The sequence below is a fragment of the Legionella antarctica genome (genome assembly GCF_011764505.1).
Classification (GTDB): domain Bacteria; phylum Pseudomonadota; class Gammaproteobacteria; order Legionellales; family Legionellaceae; genus Legionella; species Legionella antarctica.
In genome coordinates this window covers 434,596-460,826 of record NZ_AP022839.1, presented here as the reverse complement: position 1 = coordinate 460,826, position 26,231 = coordinate 434,596, and the positions used below count along the sequence as shown (strand labels likewise).

The following is a 26,231-nucleotide window of genomic DNA, read 5'->3' as shown; positions in this document are numbered from 1 at the left end:
TTTACTTCTCAATTAATTCAACTACCGAATATTGGGTAATTCTTTTTGTACCGACTGACTTAATGTTGAGATTAATGGCCAATTTTCTTTATTTAGTGCTTCATCAGGAACTATCCATGATCCCCCAACACAAGATACATTTGGTAATGCTAAATAATCCCTATAATTTTCTTCATTAATACCGCCAGTTGGACAAAATCTTGCTTGGGGAAAAGGGCCGTACATTGCCCTTAACATCTGCACTCCACCAGCTGCTGCAGCCGGAAAAAATTTAAAATGGGTATAACCTAAACTCAAACCCGCCATCAACTCTGAAACGCTGGCTATTCCTGGGATCAGAGGAATGTCTCCTTCAAGTCCTGCTTTTAATAAAGCATTAGTTTGGCCAGGACTAATTGCAAATTTTGCCCCAACATCAATAGCCTGTTGTAATTGGTCAGGAGTTGACACGGTACCCACCCCAACTAATGCTTGAGGAAATGTTCGAGTAAGTAATTTTACAGCATCTAAAGCTATAGCTGTTCTCAGAGTTACTTCAAGAACGTTGATTCCACCAGCCAATAGAGCTGTAGCTAAGGGTATGGTATGCGCCAAATCCTTTATCACAATAACTGGTATTACAGGCGAAGTAGAAAAAACTGTCGCAGGTTGCAAGCTCCAATCAGGAAACGACATCAAATTCTCCCACCAAGGATTGTTTTAAATATACCGCAGCACCTAGTATTCCAGGCTGCTTTGCTGTAACGACATAAGTTGGAATCAATCTATTAAAATCACTAAAACGTCCTTTACTCTCAAATCGAGCTCTAAAATCACTTTGTTGAATAAGAGAAAGTAAGCGTGGCACAATGCCCCCAGCAATATAAATACCTCCAAATGCGCCTAAGGTTAACGCTAAATCACCTGCATAAGCCCCTAAACTTGCAAAAAATTGTCCTATGCTGGCTTGGGCAATAGGGCATTGTTGCTTTGCTAAAGAAATAATCTGTGCTGCGGATAATGGGTCTACTCCCTTCTTGTGAAAGGCCGCTATTGCCTGATATAAATTTTCTAATCCCTGCCCTGAGAGTAGCCTTTCATGGGAGATATGATCGTATGTAGTTTTTAAATAAGAATAAATAAACCACTCTTGTTCTGTTTTCGCGCCCCAATCTGCATGCCCCCCTTCTCCCGCATAAGATTTGTAACCTTGCTTTTCCGGAAGGAGATAAGCCACACCCAAACCAGTTCCAGCACCTAAAACAACCTTGGTTTTACTTACATCTGCGTGTCCATTTCCTATTTGAATCACTTCATGATTTTCCAAAGCAGGCAGACTCATGGCAATTGCTGTAAAGTCATTAATAACTGCTAATTTAGATAAGCCAAGGCGATGCTGTAACGCTTGAATAGAAAAACGCCAGTGGCAGTTAGTCATACAAACAACATCATTAATCACAGGACAAGCGATAGCAATGGCAACTTGTCTGACATCTTGCAACAAATGCTGCGTTTGATAGGTCATTAAAACAGATTCAAGACTAATAAACTCCGAGCAGGGATAAATTTCAATTTTATCCAAGTGTAAATTGTCCAGGTTCACACGACTAAAACGAGCAAAAGTTCCTCCAATGTCAGCGACAATGGCATAGTGCGGCATCTTATAATCCATCATAATAAGACTCTTTCCCCATAAATAAACTACATGCGCCCTGTTCTGCCCCACTGAAGTGAGTTCTTAAACTACTAAAAAGTTCACGCCCCATTCCATACCCATGGACCACACTCTGAATTGTTGCACAGTTACGTTTTGCCAATTCATCCTCGGAAACTAAAACCTGTAGAATGCCTCGAACACTGTCTATTAAAATCATATCGTCTTGTTCAATTTTGGCAATTAAACCACCATCTAATGCTTCTGGGGTAACATGAATTGCAGCAGGAATTTTTCCTGATGCGCCAGACATGCGACCATCCGTTACCAAAGCAACTTGATATCCTCTGTCCATAAGCACCCCAATTTTGGGGGTTAATTGATGAAGCTCGGGCATACCACAGGCCTTCGGTCCCTGAAAACGAACAACAACAACACAATTCTTATCCAGCAATCCCGCTTGGAACATCTGTTCAAACTCAGTCTGGCTGGCACAGACAACGGCTGGTGCTTCAATCACATCTTTGCCCGCAGCAAGTCCAGAAGTTTTAATTACCGCTCGACCAATATTACCGCTTAATACTTGCAATCCCCCCTGCTGTTTAAAGGGGGTCAAAACTGAGGTTAAAACATCTGGATTACTAGAGGCAACAGGCCCCTCAACCCAGACCAGGTTATTATTATCTAACAGGGGTTGCTGCGTGTATTTATCCAAACCAAAGCCCATAACAGTATTCACATCCTGATGTAATAATCCTGCTTCCAATAGGGTTCGAATAAAATAGGCCATACCGCCAGCTCTTTGGAAATAGTTAATATCAGCCTGTCCATTGGGATAAATTTTAGTAATCAACGGGGTTACTGCTGATAATTGGGAGAAATCATCCCAATTAACAGAGTATCCGGCTCTGGCTGCTATAGCGATAAGATGCATCGTGTGATTGGTTGATCCTCCTGACGCCAGGAGACCAACAATACCGTTCACAATACTTTTTGCCTCAATCATCTGACCAATTGGCATATAACCGCTGGTTAAATCAGTTAAAGAAAGAACCTGGCGTGCGGCAGCTTTGGTTAACTCATCCCGAAGGGAGGTATTGGGATTAATAAAGGAAGAACCTGGTAATTGTAATCCCATGATTTCAATTATTAATTGATTTGAATTTGCTGTACCATAAAAGGTACAAGTTCCTGCAGAGTGATACGATGCAGCCTCTACATCTAATAATGCGTTTTTATCAACTTTACCTTCGGCATACAATTGACGAACTCGAGCTTTTTCTTGATTGGATATGCCTGAAGGCATAGGACCTGCTGGAACAAAAATGAAGGGCAAATGGCCAAAACTCAGTGCCGCCATTAGTAAACCGGGAACGATTTTATCACAAATACCAAGCATCAAGCCGCCATCAAACATATTATGAGACAAACCAATAGCCACTGACATAGCAATGACATCACGACTTAATAAACTTAACTCCATCCCAGGTTGACCCTGAGTAATACCATCGCACATAGCTGGAACACCAGCAGCAAATTGGGCAACACCTCCAGCTTTATATATTGCTTCTTTGATCAACTCCGGAAAGGCGAGATAAGGTTGATGTGCTGATAACATCTCGTTATAAGCAGAAATAATAGCGATATTTGCTTTGACTTCACCACGTAAATTGAGTTTATCCTGTTTGGTACACGCTGCAAATCCATGAGCCAGATTACCGCAATGAAGACTACCCCGCTGAGGGCCTTTCACTCGCGCTTTCGCAAGATGTTCTAAATATAATAATCTGTTTTCCTTACTGCGGTTACTGATATTATCTGTAACCTGGGCTACAACTGGGTGCATACTTATTCCTCACGATGGTGCATACATCACCTGCACATTTGTATTCTGATTATTTAAAATGGCACTCACGGGCATGAACATCGGATTACCCTCTGCCAATGCTTGATTAAAAACAGAACGTTTTTTCTGACCGACCAGATGTAAAAAAATAATACGACTATCAAGTAGTCGTTTTTTTGATAAGCTCACTCGTTGATGAAGAGCCGTTTGGGGAGTAACGTAAAGCACCGCCTCGCTGTTATCATCCAGACCTTGAGCTAACTCATTACTACAGGGAAATAATGAAGCGGTATGACCATCTTCTCCCATCCCTAAAATTACTGCATCAAAAATAGGTAACGAAGCTATGACACCGGCTGTCTTTTTTAGACTATCGGCAGGGTGTGTGTGCTCGTCATACAAGCTAAGAAATTTTGCCCCTTTTGCTTCATGTTGTAATAAAAAATGCTTAACCAAAAGTTCGTTCCGGTCGATATCGTCAGCACCAACACAACGCTCATCAGCTACGGTAATTGTAACTTTATCCCACGGCAGCTTTTTTTTTGCTAAAATTCCAAATAAATCAACAGGAGTTTTTCCTCCCGATACCACCAGATATGCCTGCCCTCGCTGGTTCACGGCTTTTTCTAAAATTTCTTTAATTTGTTCAGCCAAAATACTGTTTAATATCTGGGCATCACCAAAGCTATGAAATTGCATTTTGCTCATCCCCTGCATATTCCTCCTCACTCAATAAACGAAGGGCTTCCACTGGCCCCCATGCTCCAGACTCATAAGTGTACAGAGGGGATTGCTCAACTTCCCATGCAGTTTTTATACTGTCGATCCATGTCCATGCCTGCTCTATTTCATCTCGACTTACAAATAAATACTGGTTTCCTAACATGATTTCTAAAAGTAATCGCTCATAGGCATCAGGACTTCTCAAGGCATGAGACAGGTGATTAAAATTCAAATCTAACTTAGATTCCCGCAACTCCATTCGTTCACCTAGTCCTGGAGTTTTATTGATAATTTTTACTCCAAGTCCCTCATCGGGTTGTAAGCGAATAATTAATTGATTGGGAGATAATTCTTTTTTGATGTGAGCAAAAATATTATGAGGCTGTGATTTAAAATAAATCACCACTTCGCTCTGCTTTTTTTCCAGTCTTTTACCGGTTAATAAATAAAAGGGAACGCCAGACCACCGCCAATTATCGATATATGCTTTAATGGCAACAAAAGTTTCGGTCTTTGAACCTTGATTCGCTCCCTTTTCTTCCAAATATCCGGGAATTATCTTACCTTTTATTACGTTACCTGCATATTGAGCGCGCACCGCGTGATCCTGAATATTAGCCTTACTAATCATACGCAATGATTTGAGTACTTTTAACTTTTCACTACGGATGCTTTCTGCAGAGAGATCCAACGGAGGCTCCATCGCAACTAGAGACAGGATTTGTAATAAATGATTTTGCAGCATATCTCTGACTTGACCCGATTGATCATAGTAATTCCAACGTCCTTCAACACCAATTTCTTCAGCAACAGTTATCTTTACCTTATCAATAAATTGGTTATCCCAATTTGAGGAAAAGATTAAATTAGCAAAGCGAAGTACTAAAAGATTCAATACCGTTTCTTTGCCAAGATAATGATCAATACGATAGATCTGATCTTCAGAATAAAAATGTGCCACCTGATTATTAATTTCTTTTGAAGATGCCAGATCATGACCAATAGGTTTCTCCAAAACAACACGGGCAGGTTGCTTATTTAAACCCACCTGAGAAATACCCAGACAAACCTGAGCATATAAAAAAGCAGGAATTGCAAAATAAGAAATCACTATCCGCTCAGCAGGATTAGCATACTCAGCTAATTTTTGATAATCATCAAACTGAGTCAAATCCAATTGGCGGTAGGTCACTTTAGCGATAAAACGTAACCAAACGGTTTCATCAATCGGCTCTGATAAAAAACTTTGAACTTTAGATTGAAGCAAATCAAGAAAGGCAAATTGAGTTAAATCTTCTCGAGCACATCCAATAACTCGGGTATCTTGATGCAGAAGTTGAGCATATTCCAATTGATATAGCGCGGGCAATAATTTACGACAGGATAGATCACCCAAAGTGCCGAACAAGATAATATCACAGGGATATTTGGAGACTGCTTTTTCGAGCATGTTTTATCCTAAACATTCTTTGTTCCGTTAACTCCAACCTTAATTACTGTGTTTTTGAGCGCCCTGAAAACAACATTATTAATATGAAAAAAAACATTTTATAACAAAACTGTTTCGATTTTACATGACCCTAATTAAGCGTCAATCAAATTTACAAATTTCAACAAAAATTTCAAACAAGTTTTTTATTTGGCTAAATGATTCTTATTTGTCATACCTCATAGATATCCAATATTTTATTTTGCTCATTTTTTCAAAACAAGGTAAGGTATCATACTATAGCGCATAATAATTGCTCTTATAGAACCAATAAATTTAGAGTTTTTCAAGGATGATTAGATGAGAGTAATTAATAACATTGGTTTTATACTTCTTGCAGTCTACTTAGTTCTGGTAGCATTTATTGCCCTGGGTGCACTTATACCCTCTGCAGTTATTGGTATCGTTGCTTTAGCTGCCGCTGTTTTTATACTCATTGGCAGATGAATGCGCCTTAAAGTCTCCGGCTTTTTTTCAAAAGTACTTCATGTCTGCAGTACTAGGTGAGCCCTTGTATATTACCAACCTAATCTCTTCTGTAAGTCTAAAATCATGAATAACGTTGCAAAAAAAATAATCTTGTCAGTTATATTTTTATCGATGTATGGTTTACTTTTTTATTTTTTATTGACAGCACAGCTTAGAATGGACTTTTCTTCTTTTTATGCCTCTGCTCTAGCATATACCCAAGGAACTAATCCTTATCACTCAATAGTAGCCTCCTATTTTCTAATACCGATTAAATTGCCTGCAAATTTAAATCCCCCCTTCTTCTTGCAACTATTTAGTCCTTTTACATACCTGAATTTTAAATGGGCCTCTTCACTTTGGTTCCTCTGCTCTCTTATTTTCGGCAATATAGGAGCGTTATTGTGTTTCAAGCTGTCTTGTTCTGAGGAGTTCTTCAAAAAAAACCGACTATTCTTAGTATTTGTTTATTTAGGGATGTATTCCACTGTGATGAATACTGGTATTGGACAAATCGGCGGTTTTTTATTGTTTTTTGTCATGGCCGGTTATTATTTTTACCTGCAAAAACAGGATTGCATTACGGGGATATTTTGGGGCGTTATTATTGCAATAAAATTATTCCCCGCGTTACTTTTTATATTTATGCTGAGTCAAAAAAGATACCTGGTTTTTTTTATCACCGCCATCTGTTCTGTATTGGCATCTCTTTTGCCATTGTTCGATAGGCCCGAACTTTACTCTCTTTATTTTAACATGCTGACTCGTATGTTATGGTTTGGGGATAATTGGAATGGATCTCTTTATGGATTTATATTTCGTCTTTTTGTAAATATTAAGTCGTATCAGAATTTGGAGATGATCAAGATAATTTTTCTTCTCTTTTTTATTATTTTATCTATTTGGTATGGTTATACGATAAATTTCTTTAGAAAAACAACAAAATCCAATCCTCAATCAGATCATCGCGCATTTTGCCTGACGCTGGTCATGATGTTACTAATGAGCCCACTAGGGTGGCTTTACTATTTTTCATTGCTGATCATGCCCCTTACCATAATCTGGCAGTCATTTAATCACGACAAATTAAGATCAAATAACGTGGTGTTGCCATGGGTACTTTCTTTATTTCTTATTAATTTTCCTCTTGGTTATATTGAAAGTAGTTCCATGCATTCGATTATATACAAATTAACCATCTACTCACCCTATTTCTATGGTCTGGTTATTATCGCCTATCTTCTTAGCCGTATAGACGAATCGATACTTCCTTCGAGAATTGGTGAACTAAACAACATAAATTATCTCCATTCTCTCTATCTGAGCTTAGGTTTAGGGGTATTTATTACTTTAAGTTCTTTTATCGTTCATCTTATCCATACTCAATACCATAACATCACTGCAGCATATTAACCTTATGCTCTCCCGTAACAGTTACCAAAAAAGGAACATTGCAAAACTCCATTTTTATGCTATATCAAATAATATGTATTTATTTCGTTATGACCTTAAACTCAAGATCATTTTAGGAGCAACAGATGCTTAATAAACGGTTTTCAGAACGACTAAATAAAGAACTGGATAGCATCGGGGCTCCAGAAACCACTGCAGAACGAATAGAGGTTCTTTCAAAGCTCATTAAAGTCCCTAAATTTAAAGCAGAAGCGCTACTTAATGGCAGCACTACTCCGGATGCGACATTATTAACTGTTTTAGCTCAGGAGTTAGAGGTTAATGCTGATTGGTTATTAGGTAAAACGGACTCTAAATCAGATGCCCACTAAAGCGTTATCCGTGAAAGCGATGATTGAGACTAATCGGTTTTGCATTTTTTTTAATATATTCAATAATTTTTCCAGCTATATTAATACCCGTTGCCTTTTCTATACCCTCAAGGCCCGGTGAAGAGTTAATCTCTAAAACTAAGGGACCATGATTTGATCGAATCAAATCCACTCCAGCAACTTTTAATCCCATGGTTTTAGCAGCACTAATAGCAATAGCTCGTTCTTGAGGCGACAGTTTTACTTTCATTGCTTTACCACCTTGATGAACGTTGGCCCGGAACTCGCCATCTTTTGCCTGGCGTTTCACTGCCGCAATAACTTTGTCACCAATTACAAAACAACGAATATCAGTTCCTCTTGATTCCTCAATAAATTCTTGAACTAAAATATTAGCATGCATTTCTTTAAAGGCATTAATAATGCTAACAGCAGATTGATGGCTGTCTGCAAGAATCACCCCTTTCCCTTGGGTTCCTTCCAAAAGTTTTATCACCAACGGTGCCCCGCCAACCATATGAATCAAATCTTCTGTATCATCCGGAGATTGGGCAAAACTGGTTAAAGGCATAGGGATGCCTTTGCGCGCCAACAGTTGTAACGAACGAAATTTATCCCTTGAGCGCGATATAGCAATAGACTCGTTTACAGTATAAATCCCCATGGTTTCCATATGACGCAATACAGCGGTGCCATAGTAGGTAGTTGAGGCGCCAATTCTTGGTATCACTGCATCAAAATAAGGCAAAGGAGCACCTCCCCGGTAATGAACCTTGGGATTGGAAGCGGCGACATTCATATAACAATACAAAGGGTTAATAATTTTAACCTCATAGCCAGCCGCTTCCCCTTCGGCTTTCAGACGCTTATGCGAATACAAATGTGGGTTAGTGGCTAATATTGCAATTTTCATGAATGAATAGTTCCTCAATTATTATTTCTATCTCTAAGTAAAGCCTAGTTTAAAAAGTATAAAATCTCATCCCACTTTATCGAAATAAAGGAGTTTAATAACAAAGCATGTAAAGAATTATAAGCGTACCCAACTTTACTGATGAATCAATCTAAATAAAGTCGTGATGAACGAAGCTAAGAAACCAGTAACAAATAGTCCTTAGCCAATAAATCAGCATGGTGCGGGGTAGTAAAGAACGCATTTAATTCACCTTGTGGATTAAATAACATTAAAGCACCACTATGCTGAACATCATAGTTTTGGGGATCTGTACTGTCTTTATTAGCTACCTTCCCATAAGCGATACCCATTTCTCGGGTCATTAACTTAATTGCATCTTCTTCGCCGCTGGCTCCATAAAAAGCAGGATGGAAGGAAGTAACATAATGATCTAATTTCTCCAGGCTATCTCGATCCGGATCGATAGATATCATTACCACACGGGGTAAATTTTTAAGCCCTTTCTCATCAAGAATGCGATACATCTTACCTATTTCCGCCATAGTAGTAGGACATAAATAGCCACAATTTGTAAACCCGAAAAAGACTAAAGTCCAGCGGCCTTGTAAGCTGGAGTTATCAAATGGTTTTTGATCGATACCCGTCAAACTGAATTGATTTACCGTCCGAGGATTTTCAAGATATGTCCCATGAAATACTGCGGGGTCTATTTTTTTCTTAAAATGAAGATGTTGTGACAAAAAAATACCCGCAAATAATCCAGCAAGGGCCAATAAAATGGTAACGGTTAAAGTAACACCCTTTATTTTTATACTCATTCTAAATCTCCTTACAAATAATGATCTACTAACAGGAATACAAATAATAACATCAGATACACAATTGAAAATCTAAAAGTTCGCATGGCAATTACCGGTTTATCTGTATGATATAGTTTATGTGCCCAAAACAAAAATCTGAAACCCAGTCCTAAAGCACCGGCCAGATAAAACCAGCCACTCATACCAACAGTAAATGGCAGAGCGCTAACTACTATCAATAAAATAGTGTATAAATAAACATTTAATTTCGTATATTGGATGCCATGGGTCACAGGTAACATGGGAATTTGTGCATGCTGGTACTCTTCAAAACGATAAATCGCCAAGGCCCAAAAATGAGGTGGTGTCCAGGTAAAAATAATCAATACCAGGAGTAAAGCCTGGGGATCCAAATGATTGGTAACTGCAGTCCAACCTAATAATGGTGGAGCGGCACCTGCTAATCCACCGATGACAATATTTTGTGACGTAGCTCGCTTTAAATACCCGGTATAAACACCAGCATATCCGATTAAAGTGACAAAAGTAAGCAAAGCTGTCAGTTTGTTTACGAAAACAACCAAGATCGTTAAACCTATAATCCCTAATATCAGGGCGAACCATAGAGCTTGGATAACTGAAACTCTACCATGAGCCACTGGCCTTTTTTTAGTTCGGGCCATAATAGAATCGATGTGTCTATCAACTAAATGATTAATTGCCGCGGCACTCCCGGCACATAATCCTATACCTATCAATGTAAAACTAATTAGAGATAAATCTATCCAGCCTGATGTTGCTAAATACATTCCAACTACTACAGTCAATAGCATCAGCAAAACAACTCGAGGTTTACAAAGCTCTATATAATCGCGCCAGTCAACCGGTAAGCGCGAAACCATTTCAATAGGCATGCTTCTGCTCTCCTCGAGTAAAATGCAACATGCTGAAAATGACAGCTAGTAAGAGCGCCGCTATTCCATTGTGAGCGACGGCCACTTTTATGGGTAATAAATAAATCACATTCATCACGCCTAATATAAATTGCACCACCGCTAATAGAGCTAATAACCAAGCTGCTGCTCTTAAATATTTTGAGTGTGCTTTCAATACAATGAGCGAGGAAAGGGTCAGAACGTAGCATGCAGTCAAAACTGCTCCAATGCGATGGATGAATTGAATAGTGACCCGAACTTCATTATCCAGCAATCCACCTTGATAATTGGCACCAACTGATGAAAATAGATTAAACCCCTTGGTAAACTGCAGTTCGGGAAACCAAACGCCATTACACAAAGGAAATCCAATGCAAGAGATGCCGGCATAATTTGAGCTTACCCAACCACCTAATGCAATTTGAAAGAAAACAATAAGGACACCTAATCTTAGCCATGGCCGCCACTGAGGTAAGTTCTGTCCTAAAATATTGCTCAGTTGTAAACGGAATCGACTTAAGCAGGCGAAAATTAATATTCCCCCTAAAAGATGTCCCATCACCACCACTGGTAACAGTTTTAAAGTTACCGTCCACATTCCTAAAGCAGCCTGAAAAACCACTAGTATCAATAAAGCTACAGGCAAATGCCAAGGTAGCTGAACCCCTTGAAAACCTTTTCGTAGTACACTAAAACCAATAAAAAAAATTAAGAGTCCTAAAGTACCTGCGGCATAACGATGCGCCATTTCTGTCCATGCTTTTCGCGATTCAATAGGAATCTGGGGAAATTTTGATTGAGCTTCCTGCAGACCAGTATGAGCACCCGGGAGTACCATTTTTCCATAACAGCCAGGCCAATCGGGACAACCTAGACCTGCGTCAGTTAAACGAGTATAAGCTCCAAGCATCACTACAAATAAAGCCAATAGAATGGCAATCGTTGCCGCTCTACGTATTGAATTGTTCTGCATCAATTTAACCACTCTTCTTTTCAGTTGTACTTAGTAAAAGCTTCAGATCTTTATATATGTCATCTGGATTGACCTGCGACTGATAACTTAGAATCAGGTAATTATCGGGATTCGCAATAAAAATTTTTGTGCCAGGGGATATGGTATTTAACTTCTTCATATCGTCTGCTGATAATTGAACTACATTGAAATCTCGCTCTTGGAACACTGACTTCATTTTATCGGTTATTGAATTAAGCTCATCACCTAGAATCAACTGTTGATCAACCTGATACAATTTACGCCCCAAAGCCAGGCGTACTCTTGCCAACATATCAAGTTGCTTCTGGCAACTCTGGTTACATGCACCCGGACTCCAAAGTACGAGCTGCCATTTTGTTTTATTACTCATAGAGATTAACGGAACTGGTGGGGTGAGCAAAGTCCCTTTATTTACTTTGGTAGCACCTATCCAGGTTGGGTGTTGGTATAATAAGTAAGCAGCCACTCCAGGGGCGGCGAACATTGTAGCCAAGAGCAATAAAATATAATATTTAGATACTTGTTTCTTCATGTTTTTTTCTTCAGATTTAATGCAACGAATATAATCAAAATAACCAATGCCATTGCAAACCATTGTAGCGCATAGGCTAAATGACGTTGCGGTGGCATGGATACTATCGCCCATTCACGCACAAATCCATATGCGTCTTGCTTACCGAGACGAATAATAAACGGATAGACCTTTTTTTGCAAAATTTGGCTTATCATTTTTGTGTCCAAAAGCTCAAGAATAGTAATCCCATTTTCTTTTTCTTCAAGCCCCGGCCCTAAAACCCATTGTTTTTTGCTGGGAAAATAAGCACTACCCTTCAATTGCACTAGTCCACTCGGTCTTTGAATTGCAGGAAAAGATTGCCTTGTGGTATCTCCAGGTATCCACCCCCGATCAACCATAACAACTGAGCCCTCTGCAAGGAGCAACGGTGACAATACATCATAACCAAACTGGTGTTGATGATGCTGATTATCAAGCAAAAAAATTGATGACAAATAAGTACCTTGTAATGTGATCCTTTGGTATTGCATTGGTAATTTTTGATTTGGTTTCCAAACTAGAGGCTGTTTCTTGGCGAGAGCCTTCTCAGCCACAACCATCTTTGTTTTTTCATCAGCTCGTTGTATTTGCCAAAAACCCAGGCGTATAAATAACGAAATAAATACCCCTGTGAGTATAATCATTAACCAATTTGGGGTGAAACGAAAATTAAAACAAGTTAAACTAGGCATCGTCTATTCATTGCTCTGTAAGTTAGCTAGCTCCTGACTGAGGGTAGCAATTTGAGGAGTATAACAAATGATCACTAAGCTGTTCATCATTTTTATCATGATTATTATCGCAGGCTCCCTGGCAAGTGGCTTGTTTTTTCTTGTTCGAGATACGGGAAACTCAAAACGAACGGTTAAAGCATTAACTATAAGAATAACTATTTCACTGAGTTTATTTATTTTTTTATTTATTGCGTTTAAATTAGGACTGATTCAGCCTCATGGGATTTAATAGTCTGCTGAACTGATGAGCATGAAAAAAATGGATACAACCAACCATGGTTGGGATTTTCAATTCCTAAAGGAAAGGGAGCATACATGTTAATGAGTGTATAAATGTTGTTTTGTTTTATGATTGGCTTACAAATAATTTTTAAGCCCAGTAAAACCATCCCATTGCAATTCCTTATTGCCTTGTTTTTTCTCTTTACAGTTCAACTGTCACAGTCATTTGGTAAATCTATGAACAAACAAGGAAGACTACATCTATTAGGATTTTAATATTGAATATAAAATCCAAAATACTTGGTTCAAGGGATTAGTTGCTTTATTTCTTTTCTTGATTCTTGTGAATGGAGTCAGTACATTCATATTATGTGGACCATATACTTGTCCTGATAACCCTGCTCAATATTATTTTTAAGTATCCATTTGAGACTTTAAGGATTCATTATGCGCTTGTTATTGCTCAGTTTAATTTCATTTTGTAGCTTTCTGCATGCCGATACCATTAATAATTACATGAGTATCGCGAATAATATTCCACAAATGGAGATCAAAGCGGATCCACAAGCTCAAGCATGGGCCAGATCAGCTCATCATGTGCTTACAATAACCTGCGAAAGCATTGCAGAGACAATGATACAAGCTAACGAAACTGCCAAAAGCCTAGGAAAGCCCATTTTTTGTTTGCCAGCGGGAACGCAGCTGAATTCGGCGAACCTAAATGAGTTGATTCAACAAACCTACAAAGAAATCTCCAGTCAGCAAAGTGATAAAGATAAAATGACGGTGTCCCAAATAGCCTGGTTGGGAGTCAGTAAACGATATTCATGTCAAAATAGCAGCAATCAAGTAGCTCATGTCAGCTCCTTATTAGGTAAATAAATATCTCATCTTATTCGGCAGTCTTGGGCTCGCTTAAACCAAGACTGCGAGATTACTCCTATTAACTGACGTTTTACCACCAACCAACTACTTACTGAACTCTTCAAAAGCTTCCAAAGCTTCTGCTGCATACATCAAAGAAGGACCACCCCCCATATACACAGCCATACCTAATGTTTCCAGTAGTTCTTCTCTTGTCGCTTGTAATTTAATCAGAGCTTGGGAATGAAAGCCGATACAGCCAGGGCATTGTTTAGAAACAGCTAAAGCCATAGCAATAAGCTCTTTGGTTTTTTTATCTAATGCTCCCTCTTTGTTTACCGCTTGTGATAAAGCAGAAAAACCAGCCATAACCTCGGGCATTTCCTTGCGCATTTTAGCTAATTGGGTACTTATATCCTTGGTGATATGAGAAAATTTATCTGACATAACGTAAGCTCCTTGTTGATTAATGAAATTAGCGTTCCTAATTTAACTTCAGTTATGGATAAGAAGCTTATTAAACCCAGTCACTACCTCGATCCGTTCGCCCTGAGGAGTCGCTTTAGCGACGTCTCGAAGGGTTTTGGCCCAGTGCCTAGCCTTCGAGACGGGCTAAAGCCCTCCTCAGGCCGAACGGAGCATGGTAAAATCTGAGTTCCTTATCCATAACTCACGTTAATTTAACGTATTATTATATTCTACAAAAGGACAATTGGTGAATGAGCAGGCTTTTGTTTGCTCTTTCTTTCCGTCTCTTAGCAAATGGCTTGATTTAATGCCTCTTTTGCTAATGTTAATCGTCTTTGAACTTCACCCAACTCACCCTGTACACTTAAAATTGCCGCAGCATTACTGCCCTGTTTCATCTGAGATAAAGCTTTTGCAATTGCTTGTTGCTGATTCTCCAGAACAGACACCTCCCTTTCAAGGGTTTCTATCCATTGCTGCCGTGTACTAAGCATTTTTACGCCAAAATGTGGCTTATCCCCTACCTTATTTTTTCGACTTTCTATTTGACATAGAGCTACTAAAACATTTACCTTTTGTTTGATACGATTGGCAAGATAATGGGCGCTACGCTCATTTTTCTGGTGAGCTAATGCATTAATATCCGTTTTAATTTCATCAACACAGACGGTGGCAGTTAGCTCATTACTCGAACGAAATAAACCTCTAGGTACACTCTGCCTTGAGATTAATGAACTTAATCCACTGATTTTCCATTCCAGTTCTGGTAAGCGCGAAGTTAACTCCGCTAACTGTTCATTAATGTAATTCATAGGTCATTCATGAGTTGTTGACAGCCCTGTCTGTTGAATTAATATATTAAGTCGCGGGTTCCAGAGCAGTATTTCTTGATTTTAACCAGGCACTGATAAATGGAGGGGAGCACATCAATATTAAGCCTACAATTAAAGTCAATTCATAACGAGCAGTGCTTCCTACATTAATACCTTCTGGTGGAATAAAACTAACTGCTAAAGTAGAAACCACACCCACAATACCGATGCCCGCTACAAATAACATGCCTGGCATTCCTCCAGGAATTTTAAATGCCCGGATATGATTGGGTTGGCTTAGTCGCAATTTAATTGCCGCAATAAACATAATAAAATACATCAGCATATACAATTGCGCTGCTAAAGCAGTTAATAACCAATACGATCCATTAACACTGGGCATAAATAAAAATAAAGCTGACAATATGGTAACAATCATTGCTTGGGTTACCAACATCATCACCGGTGCGCCTTTAGCATTTGTACGCTGGAAAACCTCAGGTAAATTACCATCTTCAGCCGCGACTAATAACCCCTTTGTAGGAGCAATAATCCAGTTACTCACCCCTCCAAGCCCCCCTAATACCAACATTACAGCCACAACGGGCATCATCCAATGCATGTGGTAACTAGTAAAAAATGCTTCAAAAGCCTGCATAATTCCCGCGACTAAATTGATATCTTTTCCGGGTAAAACCACAGCAATGGCCAAAGAACCAAGAATCAAGGTACTTAAAATAATACCTACAGAATAAATTAAGGCCCTTGGAAAAGCATGCTGAGGATTTTTGACATCATTAGCATGTACCGTAGCTATTTCTATTCCACAAAAAGACATGATAATTGCAGTTAACGACACCCACACCGATTTATCGGCCAAGTGGGGAACAATGCTTGGGATGTCAAATTGAATTTGCAAGGGATTACCCTGGGTAATCCATGCCACGCCTAAACCAATAATCAGGGACATAGGCAATAATAAACCGGCTAAAGAACAGACATTGCTAAAGAGGGCTGAAGAACTCATACCACGTAAATTAAGAGCGGTTGCCCCCCAAAAACAACTGACAATAACAGCCCAAAGAAAATAGGGGTTACTGGTTAAAGCAGGATTTATCAAATAACCAATTGTTCCAGCAACAAAAGATAATATTGTCGGATACCAAATCACATTTTCAATCCATTGCAGCCAAATGGCTAAAAAACCAGATTTCTTCCCGAAAGCTTCTTTTACCCAAATATAGATACCACCTTGCTTTGCCCAACCTGAAGCCAGCTCGGCTGAGACTAAAGCCGTAGGAATTAAGAAAAATAAGGCGCCTAAAACAAAATAAAATATTAATTGGCTACCAAATAAAGCCGTGGCGGGCAAATTACGGATACTGTCCACAGAACCGACTGTAATCATAGTCAAGCTAAAAATTGTAAGTGAGTGTTTTTTATTACTCATTTCATTCCTTCAATACAGTCTTTATCAGATCAAATGCTTATTATATAGAAACAAGCTTAAGTAAATCTTAATAATCGCATAAAAAATAGGCAAATACTACATTATTCTTAATCAGCTTTTAAAACTTATCGGCCTATACTTTGCCCACATAGTGAGGTAGGCATACTAGATTGCAAATAAGGCCAAACTTAAAATCTACAGAGGCTTGCGCAATAGAAAGGAATAAGAGAATCGTGCGGGCCTAGTCATTATTAGTCCTTCAATAGAGTGTTAGATTGTATTTCCATAGAGATCCTTATCTAATAAAATTATTCATCGGCATCATATCAGGTTCCTAGAGGAAGCTAAATGCATCAAACTGATGTTTTTAGCAGGTGTACAACAGCCATTTTGATCATAGTCCTGTTCATTCGGATGGTGCCCAATAGAGTTGGTAACGGAGAATTTTTGATGCATTTGATTAAAAAAAGCTGCTTTGGAAACGCTTATTTTCTCTTTAAGTTGAGTCTGGATCGCTTTGATGGCAACCTTATTGTTGTACTTAACAGCATGCTCCAAAGCAGTACGCCCTTCTTTATCTCTAATACGAAGTGAGGCACCTTTGCCCAGCAATAGTTCAAACAGTTTGGATTCACTAGTAATAATTGTTGATTTACAGATAATCATTAGAGGAGTTCTTCCCTTCTTATCCCGGGAGTTAATATCAATCTCCTTAATCTTCAACACATCTTCCACCATATCTGTACCTCCGAATTTACAGACTATGTGAAGCAAGGTAGCCCCATCTTTTTTGCGCCGTTGATTAATGCGGTAATGAGTTAATGAAATCATTTCCTTAACTACTTCCCGTCGGCCATGCTGTACAGCAGTCAATAGAGGTGAGTGATCGCTTATCTTGCAATTTAAAGAAATCGACCAACCAGCATTCAGACATTTTTTCACGGTTGAAACATCACCTTGTAAAGCGGCCATCGTAAAAAACGATATTTTTTCAGGGTAGGAAATCCTAGACTTCACGGGATAGGATGGAAATACGTTGAGTAATAATTGGAACAATTGACCATCATATTTTAAGGCAATAAAATCGGTACTCACCGTAAGTCTTTGTATTGCTGGCTCTGAAGTACTCACCCGATACAGTTCATTCACCAATTGTTTTGAGGTGAACATAAAATAAGGTTGTTTGACCTGTTGTTCATATAAATCATTGATATTGATAAATCGCCATAAATTGCCGGAACGCCTAAATCCCATGGCATGATCATCCGAGCTAATCATCACGGCTATCTTGCTATTAATTCCTATGTTTTTCAATAGATTGAAATAAGCCTCTGCCTCCTTCCTGGAAGCAAATGTATGGGTTTTATAGAAAATTTGTTTGGGCCTGGCTGGTGCGGAACTGATTGTGGCCAAAATAGTCGATACATCAGATTGCCAAACGAGTTTGCGATATTTTTTTTTATAATCTAACGGCTCTTGGGCAACACAGATGCGTTTACATAATGCAGGCAGGGTTTCGATGATTTTCTCGTCTGCTGTCAAAAATTTATTATGTAGTTTTTTATCTTGCACTCGCTTTATGGCAGCAGGAAGATTTGTTTGATGGACTCTGAGAAGGTGGATTTGACGATAAAATAATTTTTCCTTATGAGTGGCAGCTGCCAGTGCCCAATTAAGAGTAAAACCATAACACACTCCCTCAAACTCTGGATGTCCCAAACTTTTTAAAATGGTGGTGATTGCATCATGAGTCAATGCGTCGGGAGCTGGGGGTTTAGCTGGCATTATCCGAAGCAGAGTTAAAATGAATGTTATATAAATTCCCAAAAGATAAAGCAGAATAACATTCATGTCTGATCGCTCGCATACAATTCATAGCAAACCTGAGTATAAGATTATTTAATCGATAACGCCGATACTCTGTATTTTTTAATTTTAGCCGCAAGAAGCAGTTACTGTATATGGTCCCAGATTAGTCAACTCAGCTTTTGCTCCTGAATTGGCAGTAACAGGAATAACCTGCATATTCTGAACCGTCTGCACTAAAGTTTGCCCTTTAGCTACACTGGTGCCATTGATTTGACCGCTCCCACTTAGGACTTTGATTAAAATATTATGACTCTGGCTTGAAACAACATTCATATGACATAGTGAGGTAATGGTGTTAGGTAGCGAGTTCCTCAGCATGAGTGCTTTACCAGGAAATAACTCATAACTGGTTAACATCCATTTTTTAAATGGCTCACTCGTTGTAACGCCTTTGGTACTAACCAAGAAGGCAATAGAAAAGAAGAAACAATTCATTGTTTTGTTCATCACTCTTCCTTAAAAAATAAACCCATGACATTTATCAGCCTGAGGCCTAGGATAAACCAAAATAACGACAAAAAAAATGGATTAACACCCTCACCATCAAATACCCCTCATCTCTTCAGCTTTTCAATCAAGATAAATCTACAGGTCTAAGTTGTACATAACCTCACCAAGTAACGCTTATTCAAGCTACCTGTATTAAAAAGTTCATCTTATCAATTTAAAGTATTATTTCCCAATCCCATTAAGTGGCATAACTTTATCTCTCTGTGCTATAGTGCCTATTTTTTTCGGGTACTATTTATGTTTGACAACTTAACCGAACGTTTGACCCGCACCTTTAAAAACCTCCGAGGGCTGGGTCGTTTAACAGAAGAAAATATCCAACAAGCCTTGCGCGAAGTAAGACTGTCGCTAATTGAGGCAGATGTAGCGCTCCCTGTTATTAAAGAATTTATTGAACAAGTTAAACAAAAAGCCCTGGGGAAAGATGTCCTAACCAGCTTAAATCCTGATCAGGCATTTATTAAAACAGTCCATGATGAATTAATCCATGTGATGGGTGACGAACGCGCCGAGCTTAATTTTAAAACACAGCCGCCCGCTGTATTTTTGATGGCGGGCTTACAAGGCTCGGGTAAAACAACCAGCACCGCGAAACTTGCCCGCTATTTAAAAGAAACCGAGAACAAGAAAGTAATGCTGGTCAGTGTTGACGTTTATCGACCAGCCGCCATCCAGCAACTTAAAGTACTGGCCGATCAGATTGATGTAGCGTTCTTCCCGGCAGAGTCCAGTGAACAGCCCATAACTATTGCGCAAAAAGCATTAGACAGTGCCAAAAAGCAGTATATGGACATACTAATCATCGATACTGCAGGCCGCATGCACATCGACTCAGACATGATGGATGAAATTAAAGCACTGCATCATGAAGTAAATCCAATTGAAACTCTGTTTATTGTAGATAGCATGACAGGGCAAGATGCAGCGAATACCGCTAAAGCCTTCCACGAAGCCTTACCTTTAACTGGAGTAATTCTTACGAAAACCGATGGTGATGCTCGGGGTGGAGCAGCTCTTTCCGTAAGACAAATTACAGGTCAACCGATTAAATTTATAGGTAGCGGTGAGAAAGTAGAAGCTTTAGAGCCTTTTCATCCGGAGCGTATCGCCTCTAGAATACTTGGTATGGGCGATATTCTCACTCTCATTGAAGAAGTTGAGCGCAAGGCTGATAAACAGGCCAGTGAAAAATTAGCTAACAAATTAAAAAAAGGTAAGGGCTTTGATCTGGAAGATTTTAAACAACAACTCCTGCAAATGAATAACATGGGAGGAGTTGCTGGCATGATGAGTAAATTGCCTGGTATAAGCCAAATGCCGCAACAGGCAATGCAACAGGTAAATGACAAAGCATTGGCTCAAACTGTAGCTATTATCAACTCAATGACACCGAAAGAAAGACGTATTCCTAAAATAATTGTTGGCTCACGTAAAAAGCGTATCGCTCTCGGATCAGGAACTCAAATCCAGGATGTGAATAGATTATTAAAACAATTTGAGCAAATGCAAAAGATGATGAAAAAGTTTACCAAGCCTGGCGGAATGCAAAAAATGATGCGAGGACTTGGCGGTATGGCTGGGATGAAGGGTATGTTTCCAGATGATTTAAAATAGTATTTATTCATCACGAATATAAAGTCCTGATGAACGTTCAGATTTGAGTGCAGACTAAGAGATGTTGCGTAACCAGTTTGTAATGTAGGCTTTTTTATGCATAACAACCTCTCAGGAAGTACCCAGTATAGGCGTTCAAATGGGTGTGCTGAATAGTTAGTAAAATAATTCGCAAGAATTACTTCACATGTCGAGTTAATTTTCGTACAATACACGGCATTTTTATGTAACCACTCTAAAGTAGAGGAAAACAATGGTCGTTATACGTTTATCACGAGCCGGCGCAAAAAAGCGTCCTTTTTATCACATGGTTGTTACTGACAGCCGCAAGCGTCGCGATGGTAGTTACATTGAGCGTATTGGTTATTTTAACCCTGTAGCACGTGGACAAGAAGTGCGTCTTCACGTTGAATTGGAAAAATTGAGCCATTGGCAAAATGTTGGTGCACAATTATCCGATCGTGTTAATGCATTAGTTAAAGAATTTAATAAAGCTGAGTCAGCTGCTTAAGCACGTGAGTAATCAAGCGAACTGGATAGTAATCGGCCGTTTTGGCCGACCTCATGGTATCAAAGGATTTGTAACGGTTCATTCCTTTACAGAGCCTCGTGATAATATCTTGCGTTATACTGACTGGCATGCCTTTTTAAGCAGTTCATGGCAACCTGTAAAGATATTAAGTATCGAAGTCCACAATAAGGCTATTGTAGCTCAGATTGAAGGATACCCGGATCGTGAATTAGTAGCTCGCTTGACTAACACTGAAATCGCCGTACAAAAAGATCAGCTTGCTGAACTTGAAACCGGTGAATATTACTGGCATCAGCTCATTGGCATGAACGTGGTTAACCAAAAAGGAGACTCTTTTGGAGCCGTTGTTGAAGTCATGCCTACTGGTGCAAATGATGTGCTGGTAGTGCAAGGTGAAAAGAGACATTTAATTCCCTATTTACCTGGCCAGTTTATTATTGATATTAACGACAGCCAACAAATAATTACCGTTGACTGGGATTTGGATTTTTAGTGGTGCTGCGTTTTGGAGTAATCAGCTTAATTCCCGAAATACTGGAAAGTTTAAATTTTGGTATAACAGGCAGGGCAATTGAGCAAGGCTTAGCTAAAATTGATTGTTGGAATCCACGAGACTGGGCATTAAGACCTTACAGACAGGTCGATGATAAGCCTTATGGTGGTGGACCAGGAATGGTTATGCTGTATGAGCCATTGCATACAGCTATAGAGCATGCACGAAGTCAATTGCCCAGCAGCTGCAAAACGATTTACCTAAGTCCTCAGGGCAAGGTAATTCGCCAGCATGACCTAAGTAAAGTGGCGAATGAAAAACAGTCCTTGCTATTTATTGCAGGGCGATATGAAGGAATTGATGAACGTATCATTAGCCATCATGTGGATGAAGAATGGTCGTTAGGAGATTTTGTTTTAAGCGGTGGTGAATTGGCTGCTATGGTATTTGTTGATGCGATCATTCGCTTAATACCGGGTAGTCTTGGGCATCTTGGTTCAGCAGAGCAGGATTCGTTTATGAATGGCTTGCTCGACTGCCCTCATTATACCCGACCTGCAACCATCAAAGGGCTGGAAGTCCCCCCCGTTTTGTTAGGAGGGAACCATAAGGATATTGAGAGATGGCGCAGAAAACAATCTCTTGGTAAAACCTGGCTTAAACGCCCGGATTTACTTGAACACATACAGTTAAGTGAAACAGACAGGCAATTGCTTGTTGAGTTTAAATGCGAACACGGTGATTCCTGTTGAGGATAAACCAATTTGAGGAGTAGTCCATGACGAATATAATTGACCAATTAAATGCCGAGCAGATGCAAGGCAAGGAAATTCCTGAATTTAATCCAGGCGACACTGTTCTGGTTCAAGTAAAAGTAATTGAAGGTACCCGTGAGCGTTTGCAAGCCTTTGAGGGTATTGTTATTGCAAAACGTAATCGTGGCCTAAACTCAGCATTTACTGTACGTAAAATTTCCCACAACGTTGGCGTTGAGCGTGTTTTCCAAACCTATAGCCCGATTGTTGATAGCATCACTGTTAAAAGACGTGGGGATGTTCGTCGTGCCAAACTGTATTACTTGCGTAACCTGGCTGGACGTGCGGCTCGAATTAAAGAAAAATTAGCTGGGAAAAAAGGCGACTAACTCTTGAAAGAAAAGCTCATCGTGTCTATTTTTACTACCCCTTTTGGTATGCTTGAGATAGTACATGATGAGCACTTTATTTATAATTCTTCCTTTACTAAAAAAGCAGTCAAATCTTCTCCAAATAGCCTCACTCAGTTAATTACCTACGAATTAAATACTTACTTTGCAGATCCACATCACCGCTTTCAATTACCATTAAAGCCGCAAGGCAGTGCTTACCAGCAAAAGGTATGGAGTGCTTTATTAGTAATTCCTGTAGGACGAACTTTAACCTATGGGGAGCTGGCTCTAAAACTGCAAAGCAGCCCGAGAGCTATCGGACAAGCCTGCAAACGCAATCCTTTAGCTTTATTTATTCCCTGCCATCGAGTGGTGGGACAAAATGATTTAGGTGGATATATGGGAAATCCTCAAGCCCTATTCTATAAAGAATCATTGCTTACTCATGAAGCACAAATATAATAATTGCGCTACGAAAATTAAGATGTTACTGCATAAAGCATTACAGTGGACCCCATTGTCAAGACAGCGATCCGTTTAATTTAAGATATAACTTTAATTCTACTTTCTTTCGTTGACGAGGGTGCGTAGCACACGAGTCAACCACAATAGCAGTTAATGAAACACCTGTTATTGAGCCTGTGGGTATGTGGGCGCGAAGCCATCGAGTGTGGTCAAGCGGTGGATAACGTCTTTTTGTTATCCATGGCTTGTCCACATGTCCCGAAGGGCGATGGCTGATCCGCAGGACGCGTCCACATATCCACAGGCATTCCATTACGCTGCAGCCTCATATAGGCCAGCATAAACCTCTGACGGCGTGTATATTCCAAATGATTGATGAGGTCTTTCGTCGTTATAAAACTTGAAATACACCCTTAAACCATTTCGTAGTGCTAAAACTGTTCCGTATTCTTTTATGTAAATATCTTCATATTTGACTGAACGCCATAGCCGTTCAATGAACACATTATCCATCCATCGACCTTTCCCGTCCATGCTAATTTTGATGTCATGGTCTTTTAAAACATCGGTAAACGCCTTACTGGTAAACTGGGAGCCTTGATCCGTATTAAAAATATCAGGCCTGCCGTGGAGCCTGATGGCGCTCTCCAACGCGCTTACACAAAAGTCATCATCCATGCTGTTTGATACCTTCCAAGAGAGCACCTTGCGGCTATACCAGTCCATTATTGCCACCAAATATACAAAGCCTCCTTGCATCCTAACGTAGGTAATATCGGTGCACCAAACCTGATTGGGTCGATCAATCACTAAACCACGTAGCAAGTAGGGATAAACCTTTTGTTCCTTGTTCTTTTTACTCGTATTCGGCTTTGGTGCCACTGAAACCAGACCCATGATCCGCATCAAACGCTGCACTCTCTTACGGTTAACGTCATGGCCAAGGCGACGTAAATAAGAACGCATCTTTCTGCTTCCATAGAAAGGATGGCGCATGTATTCCTCATCAATCAAGACCATCAAAGCCAGATTCTCTGGGCTCTCGGTACATATTCCTTCGCCAGCAGTGCGATAGTAGCTAGCGCGTGACAAATTAACCAATGCACATTGGCGTACGATGCTGAGTGTAGGGTGATTGACATCAATCATGGCTCGCTTCTCCCGCACGCTCAACTTAGATGACCGGTCTTTTTTTTAAGCCAGTCTAACTCAACCGCTAGCTGGCCTATTTGCGTGTATAATCGATCTCGTTCTTGTATGATGGAGTCCATGTCTTTGTCATGCTTGCCGCTAAACAATTGCTTGCTTCCATCCAGTAATTGTTTTTTCCACAGATTGATTTGTGTTGCATGCACCTCAAATTCAGATGCCAATTCATTGGTCGTCTTGTGACTTTTTAATGCCTCAATTGCTACCTTTGCTTTGAAGTCAGATGTAAATTTTTTTTTAGCCACTTGGTACCCCGTTTAACAATGGTTTCTATTTTACACCACTGTCTCATTTTTGGGGTCCACTATACATTAAGAGGTTTAGCTGATTGCATAAAAAAATACATTAGCAATGTATTTATAATCGAGCTGACTCAATCGGTATGATAGTTGGAGACATTGGTTGTATTATTTTAAAAAAACTTATCCCTATGCTGGTTATCATTCGCCAGGTTTTGTCAAACGACTGGGGTGAGAGGGTCAGTAAATATTGTTTCTCAAAATCAGTAGGTTGCATATTCATTATTTTATCTACATAAAGTTTAATTTCTGCTGTAACTGTGGCGCTTAGCTCTGATTGTCCATTTAAATACTGAGCAAGTCTTTTTGCCACGCTCAGCCGAGAAGACTTAAGCTCATCACAAATTTCACTTAATTCTAATTGAGTACTGTATTCCTCAACAAGATACCTCAAATTTGCCAGAGAGCTGATTAAGCTACGAGCAACTTCTATCTCTTTGCTTGGCATGCTCTCAACCCAGCTAAAAAAAATAGCTTGTTGCTTTGCTAATAAATGCTGAAAAGTTAAATCATCCAAATTAACTAAAGTTGATTCATGCGAATATGCTATGGGACTATTCATCAATTTTATTATCTCTGCTCTGCTCTTTTCTTCATTAGACAGAAAATGGCCTTGTAAGTTATTGTCTTGGTAGAGCATGCACTGAAAAACAGCTATTGCTATAGCAGTTATGGCATAAGATAAATTGTTTTTTAACGGTCTTGATGAATGATCAGAGACTGCGAATAAAAGGGCTATTTTTTTTGCATCCTCATAACAAAAACCATTATTTAACCATTCAAAAACCAATAAATTTATAGTGTCGTCGGCATCTTGAGGATTATCACCGTCTTTATAAAGCTCTGCGATAAATTGGGGCCACTCTAAAAAAAGAAGATATTTTCCTTCACGAAGAGCTTGCACGTATTCTTTAGTGGAAGAGAGCATATCAATTCCTTTCTGGAATCTAACTGTCTAATTTATATCATAAATCATACTATAAATCTTATTGGAATTTATTTCACGTGAAACATCATCATCTCCTTAATTGTTATCCTATACTTAAAATAAATAAAAAAAACAGGTGGAGAATAAAATGAATAATAAATGGCATATCACCTTGATCTTATTTCTTTTACCGATCACTATGGTTTTTGCAAACTGCGACTTAAGTAAGTTCCGTTGGGACTGCGATATTCCAGTCCAGGTAAGAGCAAAGCCGTCGGCTTCATCCCTGGTTTATTGCGGGAACTCCTATGGCTATATCACAAAAAAACAATACGATGTTTTAACTCGTTATCAACGTGCCAGTGTGAATATGGTGTTGGATATTAATGGGGAATATGTTGATAGTCCATGTGAAGGGGCTGAACGCTAATCCCTGATATGGAAATAATCAGACCTCATTAAGTATCTATA

Annotated in this window: 29 protein-coding genes and 1 pseudogene; 12 read left to right on the top strand and 18 right to left on the bottom strand. The window is 39.4% G+C overall.

Features of this window, described 5'->3' with window-relative positions; all coding sequences use genetic code 11:
- Positions 1-21: 21 nt before the first annotated feature.
- From HRS36_RS02370 to zwf, 5 genes are read right to left on the bottom strand one after another with little or no spacing between them, the layout of a single operon-like run.
- On the bottom strand, positions 22-675 hold the full coding sequence (locus HRS36_RS02370; protein WP_173236088.1) for a bifunctional 4-hydroxy-2-oxoglutarate aldolase/2-dehydro-3-deoxy-phosphogluconate aldolase: 654 nt from the start codon (positions 673-675) through the stop codon (positions 22-24).
- A complete protein-coding gene (gene glk, locus HRS36_RS02365; RefSeq protein WP_173236087.1) occupies positions 662-1,654 on the bottom strand; it encodes a glucokinase in 993 nt (330 codons plus the stop codon). Before glk ends, HRS36_RS02370 begins: the two co-directional genes overlap by 14 nt.
- Entirely contained in the window at positions 1,641-3,479 is a 1,839-nt protein-coding gene (gene edd / locus HRS36_RS02360) for a phosphogluconate dehydratase (RefSeq protein ID WP_173236086.1), read from the bottom strand. Before edd ends, glk begins: the two co-directional genes overlap by 14 nt.
- A 9-nt stretch (positions 3,480-3,488) precedes the next feature.
- On the bottom strand, positions 3,489-4,178 hold the full coding sequence (gene pgl, locus HRS36_RS02355) for a 6-phosphogluconolactonase (RefSeq protein ID WP_173236085.1): 690 nt from the start codon (positions 4,176-4,178) through the stop codon (positions 3,489-3,491).
- Positions 4,165-5,652, bottom strand: coding sequence for a glucose-6-phosphate dehydrogenase (zwf, locus tag HRS36_RS02350; protein ID WP_173236084.1), 1,488 nt, complete (start codon positions 5,650-5,652; stop codon positions 4,165-4,167). The genes pgl and zwf overlap by 14 nt, the downstream gene beginning before the upstream one ends.
- Positions 5,653-5,991: 339 nt before the next feature.
- Here zwf and HRS36_RS02345 point away from each other — a divergent pair, with 339 nt between their 5' ends.
- The 3 genes from HRS36_RS02345 (at position 5,992) to HRS36_RS02335 (ending at position 7,943) form a co-directional block, all read left to right on the top strand.
- Positions 5,992-6,138, top strand: a complete 147-nt coding sequence (locus HRS36_RS02345) for a hypothetical protein (RefSeq protein WP_173236083.1) — start codon at positions 5,992-5,994, stop codon at positions 6,136-6,138.
- Between the two features lie 105 nt (positions 6,139-6,243).
- Positions 6,244-7,572 carry a glycosyltransferase 87 family protein gene (locus tag HRS36_RS02340; RefSeq protein WP_173236082.1) on the top strand — a complete coding sequence of 443 codons (1,329 nt, stop codon included), beginning with the start codon at positions 6,244-6,246 and terminating at the stop codon, positions 7,570-7,572.
- A gap of 125 nt (positions 7,573-7,697) precedes the next feature.
- Positions 7,698-7,943, top strand: coding sequence for a hypothetical protein (locus tag HRS36_RS02335; protein WP_173236081.1), 246 nt, complete (start codon positions 7,698-7,700; stop codon positions 7,941-7,943).
- A 4-nt stretch (positions 7,944-7,947) separates the two neighbouring features.
- On the opposite strand, the gene rimK is transcribed toward HRS36_RS02335, so the two are convergent.
- The 6 genes from rimK to HRS36_RS02305 form a co-directional block, all read right to left on the bottom strand.
- Positions 7,948-8,856, bottom strand: coding sequence for a 30S ribosomal protein S6--L-glutamate ligase (rimK, locus tag HRS36_RS02330; RefSeq protein ID WP_173236080.1), 909 nt, complete (start codon positions 8,854-8,856; stop codon positions 7,948-7,950).
- Between the two features lie 176 nt (positions 8,857-9,032).
- On the bottom strand, positions 9,033-9,677 hold the full coding sequence (locus HRS36_RS02325; RefSeq protein ID WP_173236079.1) for an SCO family protein: 645 nt from the start codon (positions 9,675-9,677) through the stop codon (positions 9,033-9,035).
- Positions 9,678-9,688: 11 nt separating this feature from the next.
- Positions 9,689-10,573, bottom strand: coding sequence for a heme o synthase (gene cyoE, locus HRS36_RS02320; protein ID WP_173236078.1), 885 nt, complete (start codon positions 10,571-10,573; stop codon positions 9,689-9,691).
- Positions 10,563-11,567, bottom strand: a complete 1,005-nt coding sequence (locus HRS36_RS02315) for a COX15/CtaA family protein (RefSeq protein ID WP_173238418.1) — start codon at positions 11,565-11,567, stop codon at positions 10,563-10,565. The genes cyoE and HRS36_RS02315 overlap by 11 nt, the downstream gene beginning before the upstream one ends.
- A gap of 4 nt (positions 11,568-11,571) precedes the next feature.
- Complete coding sequence (locus HRS36_RS02310) at positions 11,572-12,120, bottom strand: hypothetical protein (protein ID WP_173236077.1); 549 nt, start codon at positions 12,118-12,120, stop codon at positions 11,572-11,574.
- Positions 12,117-12,836 carry an SURF1 family protein gene (locus tag HRS36_RS02305; RefSeq protein WP_173236076.1) on the bottom strand — a complete coding sequence of 240 codons (720 nt, stop codon included), beginning with the start codon at positions 12,834-12,836 and terminating at the stop codon, positions 12,117-12,119. Before HRS36_RS02305 ends, HRS36_RS02310 begins: the two co-directional genes overlap by 4 nt.
- A 67-nt stretch (positions 12,837-12,903) precedes the next feature.
- Between HRS36_RS02305 and HRS36_RS02300 the strand changes: the two genes are divergently transcribed.
- Both HRS36_RS02300 and HRS36_RS02295 read left to right on the top strand, forming a co-directional pair.
- Positions 12,904-13,107 carry a twin transmembrane helix small protein gene (locus tag HRS36_RS02300; RefSeq protein ID WP_173236075.1) on the top strand — a complete coding sequence of 68 codons (204 nt, stop codon included), beginning with the start codon at positions 12,904-12,906 and terminating at the stop codon, positions 13,105-13,107.
- 440 nt (positions 13,108-13,547) lie between these two features.
- Positions 13,548-13,982 (top strand): phosphatase, encoded by a 435-nt coding sequence (locus HRS36_RS02295; protein WP_173236074.1) that lies wholly within the window; start codon positions 13,548-13,550, stop codon positions 13,980-13,982.
- A gap of 87 nt (positions 13,983-14,069) precedes the next feature.
- On the opposite strand, the gene HRS36_RS02290 is transcribed toward HRS36_RS02295, so the two are convergent.
- From HRS36_RS02290 to HRS36_RS02270, 5 genes are all read right to left on the bottom strand, one after another.
- A complete protein-coding gene (locus tag HRS36_RS02290) occupies positions 14,070-14,411 on the bottom strand; it encodes a carboxymuconolactone decarboxylase family protein (protein ID WP_173236073.1) in 342 nt (113 codons plus the stop codon).
- Positions 14,412-14,719: 308 nt separating this feature from the next.
- The gene (gene priC / locus HRS36_RS02285) at positions 14,720-15,244 is read right to left on the bottom strand and encodes a primosomal replication protein PriC (RefSeq protein WP_173236072.1); all 525 of its coding nucleotides are present in this window, start codon (positions 15,242-15,244) and stop codon (positions 14,720-14,722) included.
- Positions 15,245-15,290: 46 nt separating this feature from the next.
- A complete protein-coding gene (locus HRS36_RS02280) occupies positions 15,291-16,694 on the bottom strand; it encodes an APC family permease (RefSeq protein ID WP_173236071.1) in 1,404 nt (467 codons plus the stop codon).
- A gap of 321 nt (positions 16,695-17,015) precedes the next feature.
- Positions 17,016-18,545, bottom strand: a complete 1,530-nt coding sequence (gene ankG / locus HRS36_RS02275; protein ID WP_173236070.1) for a Dot/Icm T4SS effector AnkG/AnkZ/LegA7 — start codon at positions 18,543-18,545, stop codon at positions 17,016-17,018.
- Between the two features lie 84 nt (positions 18,546-18,629).
- Positions 18,630-19,010, bottom strand: a complete 381-nt coding sequence (locus HRS36_RS02270) for a hypothetical protein (RefSeq protein WP_173236069.1) — start codon at positions 19,008-19,010, stop codon at positions 18,630-18,632.
- Between the two features lie 300 nt (positions 19,011-19,310).
- Here HRS36_RS02270 and ffh point away from each other — a divergent pair, with 300 nt between their 5' ends.
- The 6 genes from ffh to HRS36_RS02240 all read left to right on the top strand — a co-directional run bounded on the left by ffh (position 19,311) and on the right by HRS36_RS02240 (position 23,321).
- The gene (ffh, locus tag HRS36_RS02265; RefSeq protein WP_173236068.1) at positions 19,311-20,687 is read left to right on the top strand and encodes a signal recognition particle protein; all 1,377 of its coding nucleotides are present in this window, start codon (positions 19,311-19,313) and stop codon (positions 20,685-20,687) included.
- 253 nt (positions 20,688-20,940) lie between these two features.
- Positions 20,941-21,198, top strand: a complete 258-nt coding sequence (gene rpsP, locus HRS36_RS02260) for a 30S ribosomal protein S16 (protein ID WP_173236067.1) — start codon at positions 20,941-20,943, stop codon at positions 21,196-21,198.
- 4 nt (positions 21,199-21,202) lie between these two features.
- The gene (rimM, locus tag HRS36_RS02255; RefSeq protein ID WP_173236066.1) at positions 21,203-21,712 is read left to right on the top strand and encodes a ribosome maturation factor RimM; all 510 of its coding nucleotides are present in this window, start codon (positions 21,203-21,205) and stop codon (positions 21,710-21,712) included.
- Entirely contained in the window at positions 21,712-22,464 is a 753-nt protein-coding gene (gene trmD / locus HRS36_RS02250; protein ID WP_173236065.1) for a tRNA (guanosine(37)-N1)-methyltransferase TrmD, read from the top strand. Before rimM ends, trmD begins: the two co-directional genes overlap by 1 nt.
- 26 nt (positions 22,465-22,490) lie before the next feature.
- On the top strand, positions 22,491-22,856 hold the full coding sequence (gene rplS, locus HRS36_RS02245; protein WP_173236064.1) for a 50S ribosomal protein L19: 366 nt from the start codon (positions 22,491-22,493) through the stop codon (positions 22,854-22,856).
- A gap of 48 nt (positions 22,857-22,904) precedes the next feature.
- A complete protein-coding gene (locus HRS36_RS02240; RefSeq protein WP_173238417.1) occupies positions 22,905-23,321 on the top strand; it encodes a methylated-DNA--[protein]-cysteine S-methyltransferase in 417 nt (138 codons plus the stop codon).
- Positions 23,322-23,636: 315 nt separating this feature from the next.
- Here HRS36_RS02240 and HRS36_RS02235 read toward each other — a convergent pair.
- Both HRS36_RS02235 and HRS36_RS02230 read right to left on the bottom strand, forming a co-directional pair.
- Positions 23,637-24,778 (bottom strand): annotated as a pseudogene (locus tag HRS36_RS02235) (IS3 family transposase).
- A 112-nt stretch (positions 24,779-24,890) separates the two neighbouring features.
- Entirely contained in the window at positions 24,891-25,760 is an 870-nt protein-coding gene (locus tag HRS36_RS02230) for a helical bundle domain-containing protein (RefSeq protein ID WP_173236063.1), read from the bottom strand.
- 148 nt (positions 25,761-25,908) lie between these two features.
- Between HRS36_RS02230 and HRS36_RS02225 the strand changes: the two genes are divergently transcribed.
- Entirely contained in the window at positions 25,909-26,190 is a 282-nt protein-coding gene (locus HRS36_RS02225) for a hypothetical protein (protein WP_173236062.1), read from the top strand.
- Positions 26,191-26,231 lie beyond the last annotated feature (41 nt).

What these genes read in the sequence shown, in the direction of transcription:
- edd (WP_173236086.1), bottom strand. Translation starts at nt 3,479, where the DNA reads ATGCACCCAGTTGTAGCCCAGGTTACAGATAATATCAGTAACCGCAGT.
- HRS36_RS02340 (WP_173236082.1), top strand. Translation starts at nt 6,244, where the DNA reads ATGAATAACGTTGCAAAAAAAATAATCTTGTCAGTTATATTTTTATCG.
- pgl (WP_173236085.1), bottom strand. Translation starts at nt 4,178, where the DNA reads ATGCAATTTCATAGCTTTGGTGATGCCCAGATATTAAACAGTATTTTG.
- HRS36_RS02310 (WP_173236077.1), bottom strand. Translation starts at nt 12,120, where the DNA reads ATGAAGAAACAAGTATCTAAATATTATATTTTATTGCTCTTGGCTACA.
- cyoE (WP_173236078.1), bottom strand. Translation starts at nt 10,573, where the DNA reads ATGCCTATTGAAATGGTTTCGCGCTTACCGGTTGACTGGCGCGATTAT.
- ankG (WP_173236070.1), bottom strand. Translation starts at nt 18,545, where the DNA reads ATGAATGTTATTCTGCTTTATCTTTTGGGAATTTATATAACATTCATT.
- glk (WP_173236087.1), bottom strand. Translation starts at nt 1,654, where the DNA reads ATGATGGATTATAAGATGCCGCACTATGCCATTGTCGCTGACATTGGA.
- HRS36_RS02335 (WP_173236081.1), top strand. Translation starts at nt 7,698, where the DNA reads ATGCTTAATAAACGGTTTTCAGAACGACTAAATAAAGAACTGGATAGC.
- priC (WP_173236072.1), bottom strand. Translation starts at nt 15,244, where the DNA reads ATGAATTACATTAATGAACAGTTAGCGGAGTTAACTTCGCGCTTACCA.
- HRS36_RS02290 (WP_173236073.1), bottom strand. Translation starts at nt 14,411, where the DNA reads ATGTCAGATAAATTTTCTCATATCACCAAGGATATAAGTACCCAATTA.
- zwf (WP_173236084.1), bottom strand. Translation starts at nt 5,652, where the DNA reads ATGCTCGAAAAAGCAGTCTCCAAATATCCCTGTGATATTATCTTGTTC.
- HRS36_RS02280 (WP_173236071.1), bottom strand. Translation starts at nt 16,694, where the DNA reads ATGAGTAATAAAAAACACTCACTTACAATTTTTAGCTTGACTATGATT.
- HRS36_RS02230 (WP_173236063.1), bottom strand. Translation starts at nt 25,760, where the DNA reads ATGCTCTCTTCCACTAAAGAATACGTGCAAGCTCTTCGTGAAGGAAAA.
- HRS36_RS02305 (WP_173236076.1), bottom strand. Translation starts at nt 12,836, where the DNA reads ATGCCTAGTTTAACTTGTTTTAATTTTCGTTTCACCCCAAATTGGTTA.
- HRS36_RS02315 (WP_173238418.1), bottom strand. Translation starts at nt 11,567, where the DNA reads ATGCAGAACAATTCAATACGTAGAGCGGCAACGATTGCCATTCTATTG.
- rplS (WP_173236064.1), top strand. Translation starts at nt 22,491, where the DNA reads ATGACGAATATAATTGACCAATTAAATGCCGAGCAGATGCAAGGCAAG.
- HRS36_RS02270 (WP_173236069.1), bottom strand. Translation starts at nt 19,010, where the DNA reads ATGAACAAAACAATGAATTGTTTCTTCTTTTCTATTGCCTTCTTGGTT.
- rpsP (WP_173236067.1), top strand. Translation starts at nt 20,941, where the DNA reads ATGGTCGTTATACGTTTATCACGAGCCGGCGCAAAAAAGCGTCCTTTT.
- HRS36_RS02345 (WP_173236083.1), top strand. Translation starts at nt 5,992, where the DNA reads ATGAGAGTAATTAATAACATTGGTTTTATACTTCTTGCAGTCTACTTA.
- HRS36_RS02240 (WP_173238417.1), top strand. Translation starts at nt 22,905, where the DNA reads ATGCTTGAGATAGTACATGATGAGCACTTTATTTATAATTCTTCCTTT.
- HRS36_RS02325 (WP_173236079.1), bottom strand. Translation starts at nt 9,677, where the DNA reads ATGAGTATAAAAATAAAGGGTGTTACTTTAACCGTTACCATTTTATTG.
- HRS36_RS02295 (WP_173236074.1), top strand. Translation starts at nt 13,548, where the DNA reads ATGCGCTTGTTATTGCTCAGTTTAATTTCATTTTGTAGCTTTCTGCAT.
- ffh (WP_173236068.1), top strand. Translation starts at nt 19,311, where the DNA reads ATGTTTGACAACTTAACCGAACGTTTGACCCGCACCTTTAAAAACCTC.
- HRS36_RS02300 (WP_173236075.1), top strand. Translation starts at nt 12,904, where the DNA reads ATGATCACTAAGCTGTTCATCATTTTTATCATGATTATTATCGCAGGC.
- HRS36_RS02225 (WP_173236062.1), top strand. Translation starts at nt 25,909, where the DNA reads ATGAATAATAAATGGCATATCACCTTGATCTTATTTCTTTTACCGATC.
- HRS36_RS02370 (WP_173236088.1), bottom strand. Translation starts at nt 675, where the DNA reads ATGTCGTTTCCTGATTGGAGCTTGCAACCTGCGACAGTTTTTTCTACT.
- rimK (WP_173236080.1), bottom strand. Translation starts at nt 8,856, where the DNA reads ATGAAAATTGCAATATTAGCCACTAACCCACATTTGTATTCGCATAAG.